15 protein-coding genes are annotated in these 15,055 nt (G+C 71.4%); 7 read left to right on the top strand and 8 right to left on the bottom strand.

The features are described from left to right. From E5198_RS01155 to E5198_RS01140, 4 genes are all read left to right on the top strand, one after another. On the top strand, positions 1-783 hold the full coding sequence (locus E5198_RS01155) for a glycosyltransferase family 2 protein (RefSeq protein WP_136488184.1): 783 nt from the start codon (positions 1-3) through the stop codon (positions 781-783). Between the two features lies 1 nt (position 784). After that, positions 785-1,063, top strand: a complete 279-nt coding sequence (locus tag E5198_RS01150; protein WP_136488183.1) for a lipid-A-disaccharide synthase N-terminal domain-containing protein — start codon at positions 785-787, stop codon at positions 1,061-1,063. Positions 1,064-1,067: 4 nt separating this feature from the next. Beyond that, positions 1,068-2,591, top strand: coding sequence for a glycosyltransferase family 39 protein (locus E5198_RS01145; protein WP_136488182.1), 1,524 nt, complete (start codon positions 1,068-1,070; stop codon positions 2,589-2,591). 85 nt (positions 2,592-2,676) lie between these two features. Further along, positions 2,677-2,913 (top strand): hypothetical protein, encoded by a 237-nt coding sequence (locus E5198_RS01140; RefSeq protein ID WP_136488181.1) that lies wholly within the window; start codon positions 2,677-2,679, stop codon positions 2,911-2,913. A gap of 47 nt (positions 2,914-2,960) precedes the next feature. On the opposite strand, the gene E5198_RS01135 is transcribed toward E5198_RS01140, so the two are convergent. The 4 genes from E5198_RS01135 to E5198_RS01120 all read right to left on the bottom strand — a co-directional run bounded on the left by E5198_RS01135 (position 2,961) and on the right by E5198_RS01120 (position 8,102). Then, positions 2,961-4,058 (bottom strand): DUF1513 domain-containing protein, encoded by a 1,098-nt coding sequence (locus E5198_RS01135; protein WP_136488180.1) that lies wholly within the window; start codon positions 4,056-4,058, stop codon positions 2,961-2,963. A gap of 2 nt (positions 4,059-4,060) precedes the next feature. Beyond that, the gene (locus tag E5198_RS01130; protein ID WP_136488179.1) at positions 4,061-5,128 is read right to left on the bottom strand and encodes an imelysin family protein; all 1,068 of its coding nucleotides are present in this window, start codon (positions 5,126-5,128) and stop codon (positions 4,061-4,063) included. 10 nt (positions 5,129-5,138) lie between these two features. Beyond that, on the bottom strand, positions 5,139-6,566 hold the full coding sequence (locus E5198_RS01125; RefSeq protein ID WP_136488178.1) for a di-heme oxidoredictase family protein: 1,428 nt from the start codon (positions 6,564-6,566) through the stop codon (positions 5,139-5,141). A gap of 192 nt (positions 6,567-6,758) precedes the next feature. Further along, positions 6,759-8,102, bottom strand: coding sequence for an imelysin family protein (locus E5198_RS01120; RefSeq protein ID WP_136488177.1), 1,344 nt, complete (start codon positions 8,100-8,102; stop codon positions 6,759-6,761). A 187-nt stretch (positions 8,103-8,289) separates the two neighbouring features. Between E5198_RS01120 and E5198_RS01115 the strand changes: the two genes are divergently transcribed. Both E5198_RS01115 and E5198_RS01110 read left to right on the top strand, forming a co-directional pair. Beyond that, positions 8,290-8,862 carry a LemA family protein gene (locus E5198_RS01115; RefSeq protein ID WP_136488176.1) on the top strand — a complete coding sequence of 191 codons (573 nt, stop codon included), beginning with the start codon at positions 8,290-8,292 and terminating at the stop codon, positions 8,860-8,862. Then, complete coding sequence (locus E5198_RS01110) at positions 8,862-9,761, top strand: GIDE domain-containing protein (protein WP_136488175.1); 900 nt, start codon at positions 8,862-8,864, stop codon at positions 9,759-9,761. The genes E5198_RS01115 and E5198_RS01110 overlap by 1 nt, the downstream gene beginning before the upstream one ends. A gap of 6 nt (positions 9,762-9,767) precedes the next feature. On the opposite strand, the gene E5198_RS01105 is transcribed toward E5198_RS01110, so the two are convergent. From E5198_RS01105 to E5198_RS01095, 3 genes are all read right to left on the bottom strand, one after another. Beyond that, positions 9,768-11,846 (bottom strand): bifunctional diguanylate cyclase/phosphodiesterase, encoded by a 2,079-nt coding sequence (locus E5198_RS01105; RefSeq protein ID WP_136488174.1) that lies wholly within the window; start codon positions 11,844-11,846, stop codon positions 9,768-9,770. A gap of 158 nt (positions 11,847-12,004) precedes the next feature. Beyond that, positions 12,005-12,586, bottom strand: coding sequence for a superoxide dismutase [Fe] (sodB, locus tag E5198_RS01100; protein WP_136488173.1), 582 nt, complete (start codon positions 12,584-12,586; stop codon positions 12,005-12,007). A gap of 171 nt (positions 12,587-12,757) precedes the next feature. Then, positions 12,758-13,369 (bottom strand): LysE/ArgO family amino acid transporter, encoded by a 612-nt coding sequence (locus E5198_RS01095; protein WP_136488172.1) that lies wholly within the window; start codon positions 13,367-13,369, stop codon positions 12,758-12,760. 100 nt (positions 13,370-13,469) lie between these two features. On the opposite strand from E5198_RS01095, the gene E5198_RS01090 reads away from it, so the two are divergent. Then, on the top strand, positions 13,470-14,369 hold the full coding sequence (locus tag E5198_RS01090; protein WP_136488171.1) for a LysR family transcriptional regulator ArgP: 900 nt from the start codon (positions 13,470-13,472) through the stop codon (positions 14,367-14,369). Positions 14,370-14,380: 11 nt separating this feature from the next. Here the strand turns inward: E5198_RS01090 and E5198_RS01085 are convergent, their stop codons facing one another. Next, entirely contained in the window at positions 14,381-14,698 is a 318-nt protein-coding gene (locus E5198_RS01085; protein WP_136488170.1) for a hypothetical protein, read from the bottom strand. Positions 14,699-15,055 lie beyond the last annotated feature (357 nt).

Genomic DNA, 15,055 nt, shown 5'->3' with positions numbered 1-15,055 from the left:
ATGACCCAACAGACCATTTCCAACCCGGCCGGCACCGCCGCGTCCGGCGACATCTACGTTTCCGTGGTGATCCCGGCCAAGAACGAGGCCGACAACCTGCCGAGCCTGCTCGGCGAGGTGCGCGCCGCGCTGGCCGACGAAGCCTACGAGGTGATCGTGGTGGACGACGGCAGCACCGACAGCACCGCCGCCGCCCTGCGCGCGCTCAAGCGCGAGGGCTTCGACCAGCTGCGCATCCTCAGCCACACCCACTCGCTGGGGCAGAGCACCTCGATCTACCACGCCGCCCAGGTCGCCCGCGGCCAGTGGCTGGCCACCCTCGACGGCGACGGGCAGAACGATCCGGCCGACCTGCCCGGCATGCTGGCGCTGGTGCGCGGCACCGAGGGGCATGCCGATGCGGTCAAGCTGGTCGCCGGCCACCGCGTCAACCGCCGCGACACCGCCAGCAAGCGCTGGGCCTCGCGCTTCGCCAACCGCCTGCGCAGCCGCCTGCTGCGCGACGAGACGCCGGACACCGGCTGCGGCATCAAGGTGATCGAGCGCGCCGCCTTCCTGCAGCTGCCCTATTTCGACCACATGCACCGCTTCATCCCGGCGCTGATCAAGCGCCACAACGGGCGGATGATCGTCCATCCGGTCAATCACCGTCCGCGCGGCGCCGGCGTCTCCAAGTACGGCAACCTGGATCGCGCGCTGGTCGGCATCCTCGACCTGTTCGGCGTGTGGTGGCTGATCCGGCGCACCCGCCTGGATCTGGCGGCGCACGAGGTCGAGGGCTGACATGGGGCGTGAGACTCTCTGGCTGGTGGTCGGCTTCGCCGGCCAGCTGGCCTTCACCGGCCGCTTCGCCCTGCAGTGGCTGTACAGCGAGTACAAGAAGCGCAGCATCATTCCGGTCGGTTTCTGGTACCTGAGCATCGTCGGCAGCGCGCTGTTGCTGGCCTATGCCATCTACCGCGAGGACCCGGTGTTCATCCTCGGCCAGTCGTTCGGCTTCGTCGTCTACCTGCGCAACCTGCAGCTGATCGCGCGGCACAAGGACAAGGAAAAGGGGGACTGAGCCGATGCGTCTGCCGATCTCGCCGCGGCGCGCCCCGCTGTGGCTGCTGGCCCTGGCGCTGCTCATGCTCGGCGCCGGTCTGGGCCTGCGCCAGCCGCTCAATGTCGACGAGGAGCGCTTCCTCGGCGTCGCCATGGAGATGCTGCAGAGCGGTTCCTGGTTCATCCCGCACCGCGCGGCGGAAATCTATCCGGACAAGCCGCCGCTGTTCATGTGGGCGGTGGCGCTGTTCGTCCGGCTCACCGATGCGCCCATCCTGGCGCTGTTCCTGCCGGCGCTGCTGGCCGGCGCGGTGGCCACCCTGTGCCTGTACGACCTGGGGCGGCGGCTGTGGAATCCGCGCATCGGCGTGATCGCCGCGCTGCTGTTCCTCGCCACCTACCAGACCCACAGCATCCTGCGCGCCGGGCAGATCGACGGCTTCCTCTGCCTGTGGATCATCCTCGGCGTCTACGGCCTGCTCCGCCACCTGCTGCTGGGGCCGGCCTGGGGCTGGTTCTACCTGGGCTGCGCGGCGATGGGGTTCGGCATCATCAGCAAGGGCGTCGGCTTCCTGCCGATCCTGCTGCTGATCCCCTATTTCTACGCCGCGCGCCGGGGCTGGACGGGCGTGGTGGCGATGCCGGGACAGGGGCGGCGCTGGTGGCTGGGCCTGGCAGCGATGCTGGCGGCCATCGCGGTCTGGCTGCTGCCGCTGCTGGTGATGGTCGCGCTGCAGGGCAATGCCGAGAGCGTCGCCTATGTGCAGGAGATCCTCCTCAAGCAGACCGCCAAGCGCTACGCCGACGCCTGGCACCACCGCGAGCCGTTCTGGTACTTCTTCGCCGAGGTGATTCCCAAGTACTGGCTGCCGATGTTCCTCGCCCTGCCGTGGCTGGTGCCGGCCTGGCGCCGCCAGCTGGCCAAGCGCGACGGCCGGGTGCTGGTGCTGCTCGGCTGGGTGGTGCTGGTCCTGCTGTTCTTCTCGCTGAGCAGCGGCAAGCGCAAGCTGTACATCTATCCGGCGCTGCCGGGGCTGGTGCTGCTGGTCGCCCCGCTGGTGCCCTGGCTGCTGCGCCGCTGGTTCGCCCGGCGGCCGCGTGGGCGCCAGGTCTTCGTCGGCCTCGCGCTGGTGTGGTTCGCCCTGTGGTTCGCCCGCGGCTGGATCGAGCCGCTCAAGGAGGGCGCCAATCCCCACGACGCGATCATGGCCCAGGCGGCCGAGCTGAGCGGCGGCGCCGATCTGGTGCTGACCACCTGGCGCGAGGGCCACTGGCTGTATGCGCGCCAGCCGATCGTGCATTTCGGCTTCGCCCGGCCGGAGTCGGTGGATCGGGCGGCCGAGTGGCTGCGCGGCCATCCGCAGGCCTTCGCGCTGATTCCCTCCACGGAGCTGGCGCGCTGCTTCGATCCGGAGCAGGCCCGCCAGCTGGGCGAGACCTCGCGGGAGGTCTGGTACCTGGTGGGTGCCGCGGCGGACAACGGCCAGTGCCGGAGCTCGCAGCCGGCCAAGGCCTATCGCTTCGCCTGGCGCCGGCCGCTGCCATGACCGGCCGCCATTCGTCGCAGCTGATCCGGGAGGGGAATGGCCTCGGCTACGGTTATCTGTGTATCTCCGGTGAGGATGTCAGGAGGTGACCAAGATGAAACCGTATGTGGTTCGCGGCCTTTTCCTGGTGGCGGCGTTCGGAGTGGTCGCGCAGGCCGCGGCCAGCTGGTGGAATCCGGGCGTGACAGTGATCCGCAGCAGCCAGCTGGCCCAGCAGCCGCTCGCCCACAGCATTCCGAGCGAGCGACAGCGGGCACGGAGCAGTACCGATCCGCAGGGGCTGCTGATGCTCTACCAGATCGTGCAGGGCATGCGCGGCTGAATCGGCCGGGCGGCCCGGGCTGGGCGGTGGGCAACCCGCGCCCTGGCTCAGGCCAGGCGCAGGTGGTTGTCCCACAGCCCGGCCGGCAGCTGCAGTGCCTGCATGGCGATGTCCGCCTGGCGGCAGTCGTACAGGCGGCAGCGGCCCTGCCCTGAGCTGACCACGAAGCCCTCGGCGCAGGCGGCGACGCCGGCGCAGTCGGGCAGCGGCGCATCCAGGCGCAGTTCGGCGCTGTCCAGATCCCAGATGAACACCCGGTTGCCGCGCGGCGCGGTGATCGCCAAGAGGCGCAGGCCGCTGTGGATCGCCACGCTGGCGGTGTACTGGTGCATCGCCAGGCGCTGCGCCTCGCCGAGCGGGAACGCCTGGAAGGCCTGGCCGGGACGCTTGATCGCCACCAGCGGCACGGCGTCGCCCGGGTCGCCCTCGTACTGCTGGCCGCTGACCACGGTGCCGTCGCTGGCCACCGCCAGGTGGCGCACGCTGTTCATCGACTCGGGCAGCTGCTCCTTGCTGAGCAGCGTGCCGTCGCGGCGCAGCAGCACCAGGCTCGGCTCCATGGCGTCGAGGTTCATCGCCGCGCGGCTGTCGGCCTCGGTGCGGATGCCGCCGTTGGCCACCACCAGGGTCTCGCCGTCGGGCAGCCACAGCAGCTGGTGCGGGCCGACGCCGTGGCTCGACAGTTCGCCGTGGCGCACCAGGCGCTGGCCGTCCAGACGCCAGACGCCGACCACCCCGCGCCCCGGCTCGCCGGTGTCGTTCTCGGTGCTGTACAGCCACTGTCCGCTGCGGTGGAACACCGCATGGCCCTGGAAGTGCCGGTCGGACGGCGTGGCCACGGTCTGCAGCAGACGGCCGTCGCGGGTGTCGATCAGGTAGCTGTCGCGGCTCGGCCGGCGGCCGACGAACAGCGCCAGCGGCAGCGCCGGGTGCGGTACCACGTCGTGGCAGCGCTCGGCGACCGGGGTGGCGAACTGGCGGCTGCCGTCGAGGCGGTAGCCGACCGCGTAGTGGCGGCCGTCGGCGTCGTTGCGCGCCGACAGCAGCAGCGGCGCCTGGCCGGCGCCGCGGCCGAGGGTCCAGCCGCCGAGGGCGGAGGCGGCGAGCAGGGCGCCGCCGAGGCCGAGGAAGGTGCGTCTGTGCATGCTCAGTCGCCGTCGTGGGCGTTGAAGCCCAGCTGGATGCCCAGCGCCTTGGCCAGCTCGGCCTCGTGCAGACGGTGCAGGGTGCCGAGGCTGTCGTACAGCTGGCCGAGGCTGGCGCGGCCGGCCTCGTCGGCGAGCAGTACGCCGAGCGGCTGGCCGAGGGCGGCGATGCGCTGGCGGGTCTCGTGGTAGGCGGCGTCGATGCGGGTGGCCAGGTCTGCCTGCTCCTTGCCCAGCAGGCCGCGCACGCCTTCGCGCCACAGGCTCTCGGCGCTGGCCAGGCTGGCGTCGATCAGCGCCAGCGAGGCGCCGCTGCGCCAGGCTTCGGCCTGGTAGGGCTGCGGCGGCTTGCCGCCGAGCGGCAGCGGGGTGTTGAGCTTGCGCTTGAGGCCGTCGAGGGCGCCGACCTGGGCGCGCAGCAGCTCGGCGACGGCCTCGCGGCCCTCGGCGTAGCGGGTGTTGGGGAAGCTCTTGAGCTGCGCGGCCAGCCCCTGTTCGCCCAGCCAGCTACCCAGCACCTGGGCCGAGAGGGCCTGCTGGTGGCTGCCGATGGCCAGCAGCAGCGGGCAGTAGCGGCGCTTCTGCTCGAGGTCGGCGAGGTCGATGCCCTGGTCGAACAGCAGGTATTCGTAGGCGCTCAGCCCCTGCACCACCACGCTGGCCTTCTCCAGCTCGGCCTGCCTGAGCTGCGGGGTCTTGTCGAGCAGGGCTTCGACCTGGCGGGCCACCAGGTTCTTCTTGTCCGGCCAGAACTGCACCTGCCAGGCCAGGTTGCCCTCGCCGAGCGGGCCGACGGCCAGCGGCTGCAGGGCGGCCCAGGCGCCGTGGGCGGTGAGGTAGGCCTGGCGGGCGGCGGCCAGGTCCTGCTCGCCGGCGCAGAAGGCGCGGGCGCTGTCGGCCAGCTGGCGGTCGCTGTCGGTCCAGCGGGTGTAGGCGGGCAGCAGCACGCCGTCGGTGAGCGCGGCGCTGGCGGCGGCGAAGGGCTCGGCCTTCGGCTTGGGCGGCTCGCCGTTCGAGCAGCCGGCCAGCAGGGCCAGCAGGGACAGGGAGAGCAGGGCGGGGCGCAGCATCGATTGCTCCTTAGAGGGAATTGAGGAAGGCCAGCAGGGCGGCGCGCTGGCTGGCGTCGAAGGCGATCACCGCCTGGCGGGCGCCTTCGGCCTCGCCGCCGTGCCAGAGGATGGCCTCCAGCAGGTTGCGCGCGCGGCCGTCGTGGAGGAAGCGGGTGTGGCCGTTGACCGTCTCGGTGAGGCCGATGCCCCACAGCGGCGGGGTGCGCCATTCGCGGCCGCTGGCCTGGAATTCGGGGCGATTGTCCGCCAGACCGTCGCCCATGTCATGCAGCAGCAGGTCGCTGTAGGGGCGGATCAGCTGGCCGGCCAGCTCCGGCTCGGCGGCGTCCGCCGCAGTGGTGAAACTCGGCGTGTGGCAGGCCTGGCAGCCGGCCTGGTGGAACAGGCCCTTGCCGGCGAGCACCTGCGGGTCGTCGACCTGGCGCCGCGCCGGCACCGCGAGGTTGCGGGTATAGAACAGCACCTGGGCGAGGATGTGCGCGCTGACTTCCGGTGTGCCGCCGTCGGGCAGCGCCCGGCAGTCCAGCTGGCTCTCGGTGCAGCTGCTGCCGGCGAGCAGCGGGGTGGACAGGCCCATGTCGTTGAAGAAGGCGTCGGCGTTCTGCTGGTTGAGCGACGGCTGGCCGGCCTTCCAGCCGAAGCGGCCGAGGCGGGTGGTCTGGCTGGCATGGTCCCAGACCCGGTTGGGCCGGCCGGAAATGCCGTCGCCGTCGCGATCGTCGGGATCGGCATTGGCGAGGATCGCCGCCTCGGGGATCGCCTCGAGCAGGCCCAGGCCGATCATCGGCGGCGCCACGCGCAGGGAGAACAGGGTGTCGGGATGCAGCGCGCCGTAGCCGAGCTGGCTGAGCTGCAGCTCGGGACGCTGCAGCTCGACACGGCTGCCGTCGCCGAGGGTGACCAGCTCGGTCGAGTAGCGCACTCGCACCCGGCCTTCCGGGGTTGCGCCGGGGATGGCGGTGTCCTGCAGCTGGCCGCCGTAGGCCGGCTCGGGGATCAGCCCCTGGCGCTCGAGCAGGGCCTCCTGGCCAGGCTGGGCGGGGATCGACAGGCGCACCAGGCTGGACACCGCGTTGTCCGCGGCGCTGCCCGGCGGATGGCCGCGGCCGTCCTTGATGTGGCAGTTCTGGCAGGCGTTGGTGTTGAACAGCGGGCCGAGGCCGTCGCGGGCGTCGGTGGAGGCCGGGGCGATCACCCAGGGGTTGCGGAAGAAGCTGTTGCCGACGCTGAAGTCCAGGCGGCGGCTGGGCGAGAGGTTGGCCGAGGGCAGCGAGAAGGCGTTCTGGTCGGCCTTGCGGACCGTGGCGGCGCCGCCGGACAGCGCCTCGCCGGGTTCGGCGGCGCTGAAGCGTGGCGTCTCGGGTTGCTCGCAGCCGGCCAGCAGCAGGCTCAGGGCCAGTGCGCCGAGGGGGCGCAGGACAGGCAGGACGGGCATGGCGGTGAAACTCCCGGGGGGCCGAACGGTGCGATAGTGTAACAGCGCGTTTCGGTGCAAATAAGAGTTTTTTTCATTTGCCCGGCAGCCTGGCGGGCGCCAGGGCTCGGCCGTCGGGGGCTGCCGCGCCGCTACCGTGGCAGGAGGCGGCGGGAGCCGGGGCCTGAGGCCCGCGCTCCCGCCGGAGGCGGCTCAGAACTGGTGGTCGGCGGTATCCGGGTTGAGGTCGCTGATGCCCAGCTTGCCGGCGGCCTGCTCGATGCTGGCGGTCTGCTTGACCAGCGCGGCGATGCCGTCGCGGATGATCTGCTGGCCGGCGGTGTTGTCGGCGGCGATCAGCTGGTCGAAGTGCACGCCGTCCTTCTCGGCGCTGTCCACCAGCTTCTGCAGGGCGGCCTGGGTGGCGTCCAGGTCGGCCTTCAGCGCGCTGTCGGCCGCGGCGTCGGCCTGGGCCACCAGCGAGGACAGGCTCGGGCCGCCCAGCAGGCTGCCGTCGACGCGGCGGTACTCGCCGAGGTAGACGTTGCGGATGCCCAGGGCGTTGAAGAAGTGCGAGTTGTGGGTGTTGTCGCTGAAGCAGTCGTGCTCGTCCTCGGTGGAGTTGGCCTCCAGCGCCACCTTCATGCGCTCGCCGGCCAGCTCGCCCAGCGACAGGCTGCCCATGCCGAACAGCATCTTGCGCAGGCCGTTGTCGGCCGGCTCGGCCTCCAGCCTGGCGCGGTAGTTGTCGGCCACGCCGGCCTGCCACTGGCCGGCCATGTATTCGAGGTCGCTGACCAGCAGGGCGGTGGCGGCCTTGAGGTACTCGCGGCGGCGCTCGTTGTGGCCGCCGGTGGCGCCTTCGCCGACCAGGTAGTCGCTGGCCGGGCGGTTGCCGGCACCCGGCTGGCTGCCGTTGAGGTCCTGGCCCCAGAGCAGGAACTCGATGGCGTGGTAGCCGGTGGCGACGTTGGCTTCCGAGCCGCCCAGTTCGTTGAGGCTGGCCAGCAGCTCGCCGGTGATGGTGCTGGCGTCGAGCTTGTCCTCGCCGACCTGGATTTCGGGGTTGGCGATGAGGTTGGCGGTGGCGCCGGGGTTGCCGAGGGCGTGCTGGTAGTCCTTGGCCACGTAGTCGATCAGGCCCTCGTCCAGCGGCCAGGCGTTGAGCTGGCCTTCCCAGTCGTCGACCACCGGGTTGCCGAAGCGGAACACCTCGCTCTGCATGTAGGGCGTGCGCGCGGCCAGCCAGGCCTCGCGGGCCGCCTTGAGGGTGGCCTCGTTCGGGGTGGTGAGCAGGGCGTCGACCGCCTGCTGCAGGGCCTTGGCAGTGCCGAGGGCGTCGCTGAACACCGCGGAGGCCAGCTCGGCGTAGTGGCCGACCACCGCCTTGGCCGCGGCCGGGTCAACATTCGCGGCCGGTGCGGCGGCCGACACCTGCGGGGCAGCGGTCGGGGCGGCGCTCTGCGCCGGCGCCTCGACTTTCTTGTCCTCGCCGCAGCCGGCGAGGGCGATGGACAGGGCGAGCAGGCTGGTGGCGACCAGGGGGAAACGGGGCATGGGGCGATCCTTGTGTGGGCAGCGGGTGGCAGCTGAGAGATGGTTTCGAAACATAATGCGAAATATTCGCATCGATGGGAAGGGCTGTCGTGCGCCGTCGGGCGATGCCGCGCGGCTGTGCGGCGCCGCGCGCCGTGCCCGGCGGGCTCCCGTTATACTGGCGGCCACTTCACAGGGAGTCCCGCGCATGAGTCCGAGTACCGTCGCCATTCTGGTGGTCATCGTCCTGCTGGCCGGCTACGCCGTGCAGATCTACAACGCCCTGGTGCGCCTCAAGCACGGGGTGGGCAAGGCCTGGTCGAACATCGACGTGCTGCTGCGCCAGCGCCACGAGGAGTTGCCCAAGCTGGTGGAGACCTGCCGGCAGTACATGCAGCACGAGCGCAATACCCTGGAGGCGGTGATCGCCGCGCGCAGCGCGGTGGCAGCGGCGCGCGAGCAGGGCGACGTCGCCGCCCTCGGCCGTGCCGAGAGCGGTCTGCGCGCCGGCCTCGGCCAGCTGTTCGCGCTCGCCGAGAGCTACCCGCAGCTCAAGGCCAACGAGAGCTTCCAGCACCTGCAGCAGCGCATCACCGGGCTGGAGAACGGCATCGCCGACCGCCGCGAGCTGTACAACGAGTCGGTCAACCTCAACAACGTGCGCATCGAGCAGTTCCCCGACGTGCTGGTCGCCCGCCTGTTCGGCTTCGGGGCCGCCGAGCTGCTGCAGTTCAGCGAGGCGGAGAAGGCCGACGTCGACCTCAGGCAGCTGTTCGGCTGATGGCCGTCGATCCGGGCCAACTGCTGGCCCTCGGCATGGCCGGCGCGGCCAGCGTCGGCGGTGGCTGGTGGTGCCTGCGCCGCCTCGGCCAGGCGCGCCTGCTGGAGGACATGCCGACCTCGCGGATCCGCTCGGCGGCGCAGGGCTACGTCGAGCTGTACGGCGTGCTGCGCGACGGCCCGGGCGAGCCGCTCGTGGCCCCGCTGACCGGCATGCCGTGCCGCTGGTGGCGCTATCGCATCGAGGAGTATCGCGAGAACGGCAAGCACAAGTCCTGGCGGGTGGTGGAGTCGGCCAGCAGCGAGGGCTGGCTGGCCCTCGAGGATGCTTCTGGGCAGTGCCTGATCAATCCGCTCGGCGCCGAGGTGCGGCCGCTGCACCGCCAGGTATGGCACGGCGACCAGCGCCACCCGCGCCACGCCCCGGCGCACGGCCTGCTCGGCAGCCTGCTGAACATGGGGCGGCGCTATCGTTATGTCGAGGAGCGCCTGCACGCCGGCGATCCGCTGTACGCCCTCGGCGAGTTCCGCACCAGCGGCGGCGGGCGCCAGGGACTCGACCTGGCCGCGGCCCAGGCGGCGCTGGTGCGCGAGTGGAAGCAGGATTTCCAGGGCCTGCTGGGGCGCTTCGATCGCGATGGCGACGGCCGGCTCAGCGAGCAGGAGTGGCGCCTGGTGCGCCTGGCCGCGCAGCTGGAGGCGGAGGATCGCCACGCCCAGGCCAGCCGGGCGCCGGAGCAGAACCACCTGCGCCGCCCGCCGGAGGGCCTGCCGTTCCTGCTGTCCTGCAGGGGCGAGGACGAGCTGGCGCGCACCTTCCGCTGGCAGGCGCTGGGCGGCGCGCTGCTCTGCCTGGGCGGGGCGCTGGCCGTGACCTGGCTGCTGCGCCAGGGCGGCTGAGGTCGTTCAGCCCAGGCGGCCCAGCGGCCGGCCGGCTGTCCCCTGGGCCGCGCGGCGCAGGGCGTTGCTCAGGTACTGGGTCACCTCGAAGGCCGGCAGCGGCCGGCAGTACAGGTAGCCCTGGCCCTCGTCGCAGCCGTGTGCGAGCAGGTAGGCCTCCTGCTCCGCGGTTTCCACGCCCTCGGCGATCACCTGCATGTCCAGGTTGTGCGCCAGCTGGATGATGGCATGGGCGATGATGGCGTCGTCCTGGTTGCGTGGCAGGTCGCGCACGAAGCTGCGGTCGATCTTGATCTTGTCCAGCGGCAGGCTCTTCAGGTAGCTCAGCGACGAGTAGCCGGTGCCGAAGTCGTCGACCGCCAGCAGCACCTTGGCCAGGCGCAGGCTGTTGAGCTGCTGGGCGGCCTGGGCGACGTTGGTCATCAGCCCGGTCTCGGTCACTTCCAGCTCGAGGCTGTAGGGCTGCAGGCCGTAGCGCTGGATCAGGCCGAGCACCTGGCGCGGCAGTTTCTCGCTGCGCAGCTGCGCGGTGGACAGGTTGATCGCCATGCGCAGCCCTTCCAGGCCCTGGGCGTGCCAATCGCGCAACTGGCGGCAGGCCCGCTCCAGCACCCAGTCGCCGATCTCGAGGATCAGCCCGCTCTGCTCGGCCAGCGGGATGAACTGGTCCGGTGGCACGAAGCCCAGCTGCGGATGGCGCCAGCGCAGCAGCGCCTCGACGCCGACCACCCGCTGCGCGGCCCCGGCGACCTGCGGCTGGTAGTACAGCTCCAGCTGCTCGCTGTGCAGGGCCTGGCGCAGGTCCTGCTCGAGCTGGCGGCGTCGGCGGATCTCGCGGTCGAGGCTGGCGATGAAGAACTGGTAGCGCTGGCGGTTGCCCTGCTTGGCCAGGGTCAGGGTCTGCTCGGCGCGCTGCAGCAGGCGCTCGCCGTCGTCGCCGTCATCGGGATACAGGGTGATGCCGATGGTGGCGCCGAGACGGATCTGCTGGTCGCCGATGGTCTGCGGGCTGGACAGCGCATCGAGCACCTGCTGGGCCAGTTCGGCGACCTCGTAGCCGTGCTGGAAGGCGATCTGCACCAGGGCGAACTGGTCGCCGCCCAGGCGCGCCAGGCCGGCCAGCCGGCTGTCGAGGGCGCGCAGGCGCTCGGCGACGGTGACCAGCAGGCGGTCGCCGGCCTGGTAGCCGTATTTCTCGTTGAGGCTGTTGAAGTCGTCGAGCCCCAGGCACAGCACCGCTACGCGTCCCTGGCTGCGATTGGCCTCGCGCAGCAGGCGGCCGAGCTGCTGCTGCAGCAGCGGCCGGCCGGGCAGGCCGGTGAGCTGGTCGAACTGGCTCATGCGCTGCAGGTTGCTCTCCGCCTCGCGGCGCCGGCTCTGGTGGTGGGCGATGGCGGCGAGCAGCTGGTTGGCGCGCGCGACCCACTGGCCGAGTTCGTCGCGTTCGTGGCCGCGCAGCGGCGGCAGCTGGTGCTCGCCCGGGCGCTCCGGGTCAATGCGCGTCAGGTTGCCGAGCAGGCGCGCCAGCGGCAGGGTCAGCTGGCGGCGGCACAGCCAGAACAGCGCCAGGCCCAACAGCAGGATGAACACCAGGCTGCTGGCGAGCTGGAAGCGCACGCCGGCGACGAAGCGCTCGGCCAGGTGGCTGCTGTCGAGGGTGAGGGTCAGCTCGCCGCAGGACTCCTGCCTGAGCGTCGGGCAATGCAGGCGCAGGCTGAAGGGCTGCGGCGGGCCGAACAGCTCCGCGGCTAAGCCGGGCGCGGCAGGTGCCGGCTGGGTGCGCTGGTCGCCGGCCAGCGGGGTGCCATGTCCGTCGCGCAGGCTGGCGCGCAGCACGCCCGGGTGTTGCAGCAGGCCGGCCACCAGCTGTTCGGCGAGGCGGCGATCCTCGCGGAAGCTGGCCAGGGCCGCGCCCTCGCGGAACATGCCGAGCAGTTGCCGGCCCTCGGTGCGGATGGCCTGGCGGCTCAGCTGCAGGTCGTGGGCGATCTGCGCGCTGCTGAACAGCAGGCCGAGCGCGACTGCCGCCAGCAGGATGAAGCCGAGCAGGCGCTGCGAGAGGCTCTTCTGGACGTCTGGCGGCACGGGAGGACGTTTCCTTGTTTGGCGCTTCCGGTTGCGCGAAGCCGCACAGAGTATTCGGATTTGCCGCGCGAGCGTCAAAGGGGGCGGGGCCGGCGGCGTGCCGGGCAAAAACGCAGAAGCCCGGCCGGGGCCGGGCTTCTGCGTGATGGTCAGGCGACTCAGGCGGCGTAGTTGGCGGCCACGAAGTCCCAGTTGACCAGGTTCCAGAACGCCTCGACGTACTTCGGACGCAGGTTGCGGTAGTCGATGTAGTAGGCGTGTTCCCAGACGTCGCAGGTCAGCAGCGGGGTGTCGCCGCTGGTCAGCGGGCAGCCGGCGCCGATGGTGCTGGCCAGGGCCAGGGAGCCGTCGGCCTTCTTCACCAGCCAGGCCCAGCCGGAACCGAAGGTGCCGATGGCGACCTTGGTGAACTCGGCCTTGAAGTTGTCGAAGGAGCCGAAGGTGGCGTTGATGGCGTCGGCCAGGGCGCCGGTGGGCTGGCCACCGCCGTTGGGCTTCAGGCCGTTCCAGTAGAAGGTGTGGTTCCACACCTGGGCCGCGTTGTTGAAGATGCCACCGGTGGAGGTCTTGACGATCTCTTCCAGGGTCTTGCCTTCGAATTCGGTACCCGGGATCAGGTTGTTCAGGTTGACCACGTAGGTGTTGTGGTGCTTGCCGTAGTGGTATTCCAGGGTCTCGGCGGAAATGTGCGGCTCGAGGGCGTTCTTCTCGTAAGGCAGCGGCGGCAGTTCGAAAGCCATGGTTTCTCTCCCTATCATCATCAGGTATGTGCGAGCGCAAGGTGCGCGCGACCCGGCTCGTGGGCCGGTCTGGCAGCTCCCCTGCAGCGGAGCTGCCGCAGCGCTATGGCGCGCCGTCGGCCCCGAATCATAGCACCCACCCCCTGCCTTATCCACGCAGCAGCCGTGGGGTTATGCGGCCCAGAGCGGCCGCGCCAGCTGCACCGCCATCGCCAGCATCATGCTCGCCACGCCGAGGTCGATCAGCCGCCAGGTGGTCGGTCGCGCCAGCCAGGGCGCCAGGCGGGCGGCGCCGAGGGCGAGGGTGGCGAACCACAGCAGCGAGGCGCTGGCGGCGCCGAGGGCGTAGGCGCCGGGGACTGCCTGCTGGGCGCCGAGCGAGCCGATCAGCAGCACGGTGTCGAGGTAGACGTGCGGGTTGAGCAGGGTCACGGCGAGGGCGGCGAGCAGCACCGCGCGGCGCGAGCGCGGCAGGGCGTCGCCGGCGCCGGCCAGGCCCTGGCTGGTCCAGGCGCGGCGCAGCGCCTGGCTGGCGTACCAAAGCAGGAAGGCGATGCCGCCCCAGCGGGCGACGGCCAGCAGCAGCGGGCTCTGTGCCAGCAGGCTGGCCAGGCCGAACACCCCGGCGGTGATCAGCAGGGCGTCGCACAGCACGCAGAGCGCGGCCACCGTCAGGTGGTGCTCGCGGCGCAGGCTCTGGGCGAGGACGAAGGCGTTCTGCGCGCCGATGGCCACGATCAGGCCGGCCGTGACCAGCAGGCCGTTGCTGTAACTCTGCCACATCTCGGGAACTCCGCCAGGGTAGACAAGGATGTGGCCACTCTAGGCAGCGCGGATGTATAAGAGAAACGAATACTGCTGATCAGGCATTAGGTAAATCGATATGTTCGACTACAAGCTGCTCGCTGCCCTGGCCACCGTGGTGGAGCAGGCCGGCTTCGAGCGCGCCGCGCAGCGTCTGGGGCTGTCGCAGTCGGCGGTGTCGCAGCGCATCAAGCTGCTGGAGATGCGCCTCGGCCAGCCGGTGCTGGTGCGCAGCACGCCGCCGCAGCCGACCGAGCTGGGCCAGCGGCTGCTCAACCACGTGCAGCAGGTGCGCCTGCTCGAGGGCGACCTGCAGCAGCTGGTGCCGGCGCTGGACGAGGAGGGCGGGGCGGAGCGCCTGCGCGTGGCGCTGAGCGCCGACAGTCTGGCGACCTGGTGGGCGGAGGCGGTCAGCGACTACTGCAGCGAGTCCGGCGTGCTCCTCGACCTGCTGGTGGAGGACCAGGCGGTGGGCCTCAAGCGCATGCGCGCCGGCGAGGTGGCCGCCTGCCTGTGTTCCAGCCCCCGGCCGGTGGCCGGCGCGCGCGCCCTGGCGCTGGGGGCGATGCGCTACCGGGCGATGGCCAGCCCGGCGTTCATCGCCCGTCATCTGGCCGGCGGGGTCAGCGGCGAGCGGCTGGCGCGGGTGCCGGCCATCGTCTTCGGCCCGGACGACCGTCTGCAGCACCGCTTCCTGGCCGCACTCGGCGTGGAGGGCGGCTTCCTCCACCATCTGTGCCCGTCGTCGGAAGGCTTCGTGCGCATGGCCGAGGCGGGGCTCGGCTGGGGGCTGATCCCCGAGCTGCAGGTGGCCGAACAGCTGGCCAGCGGACGCTTGCGGGAGGTGCTGCCGGAGCGGCCGGTCGACGTGCCGCTGTACTGGCACAGTTGGCGTCTGGGCGGCGAGCGCCTGGACAGCCTCACCCGCCATGTCGAGCGCACGGCGCGGCGCTGGCTGGTGGCCCTGCCGGGCGCCTGAGGCGCCGGGGGTCAGACGTAGATGCGCTGGCCGCGGTAGATGCGCACCTGGCGCTCCTCGGTCGGGCCCGGTGCGTCGGCTTCCGGCGTCGGAATCTGGCCACGGTACAGCGGACGCTTGCGGGCCGCTTCCTCGCCTTCCGGCGTGCCGGCCAGTTCGGCCAGCTGCGCGCCGAGGCGGCGGGTTTCCATCGAGTCGCTGCGCTCGCAGGCGGCGAGCAGGGCGCTGATCACGTCGCTCTGGCTGAGGTGGATGTCGGTCCCCAGTTCCTCGCGCAGGCGGCGGCGCAGCTTCTGCATGCAATCGAGGGTGGCCTTGTTCAGTTCCATGGGGGTCTCCTTGACGCGGTCCGGGGTTTCCCGGGATCAAGCAAGCCCCATACCAGAATTCCCGAGCGCAACTCTGCGCTTTGCCGCCGCCGGCCGGGCCGGACAAGCTTCGTTGCGGTGCAACATGCACCGTAAGCGAGCGTCAGCCGGTGGCTGCCGGGGCGCCGTATAATGGGCGAGCCGATTTCCCTTTCCCCACAGGTTGTGCCGGTATGCGTAACGATGCCCTCGACGAGCTGGACGAACTTCCCAGCCTGACCCCCGATGTCCGGATGCCCCCGGACAGCCGGCGCGAAGCGTCGGCCCGCGCCGAGGCGCGTGCACCGCAGCTGGCCGCGGCCGCGCCGCGCGGGCGCG

Origin of the sequence: Pseudomonas sp. A-1 (assembly GCF_004801855.1) — a bacterium.
Taxonomy (GTDB): domain Bacteria; phylum Pseudomonadota; class Gammaproteobacteria; order Pseudomonadales; family Pseudomonadaceae; genus Geopseudomonas.
The sequence above is the reverse complement of the archived record's forward strand: the minus strand, read 5'-3'. Positions and strand labels throughout refer to the sequence as shown.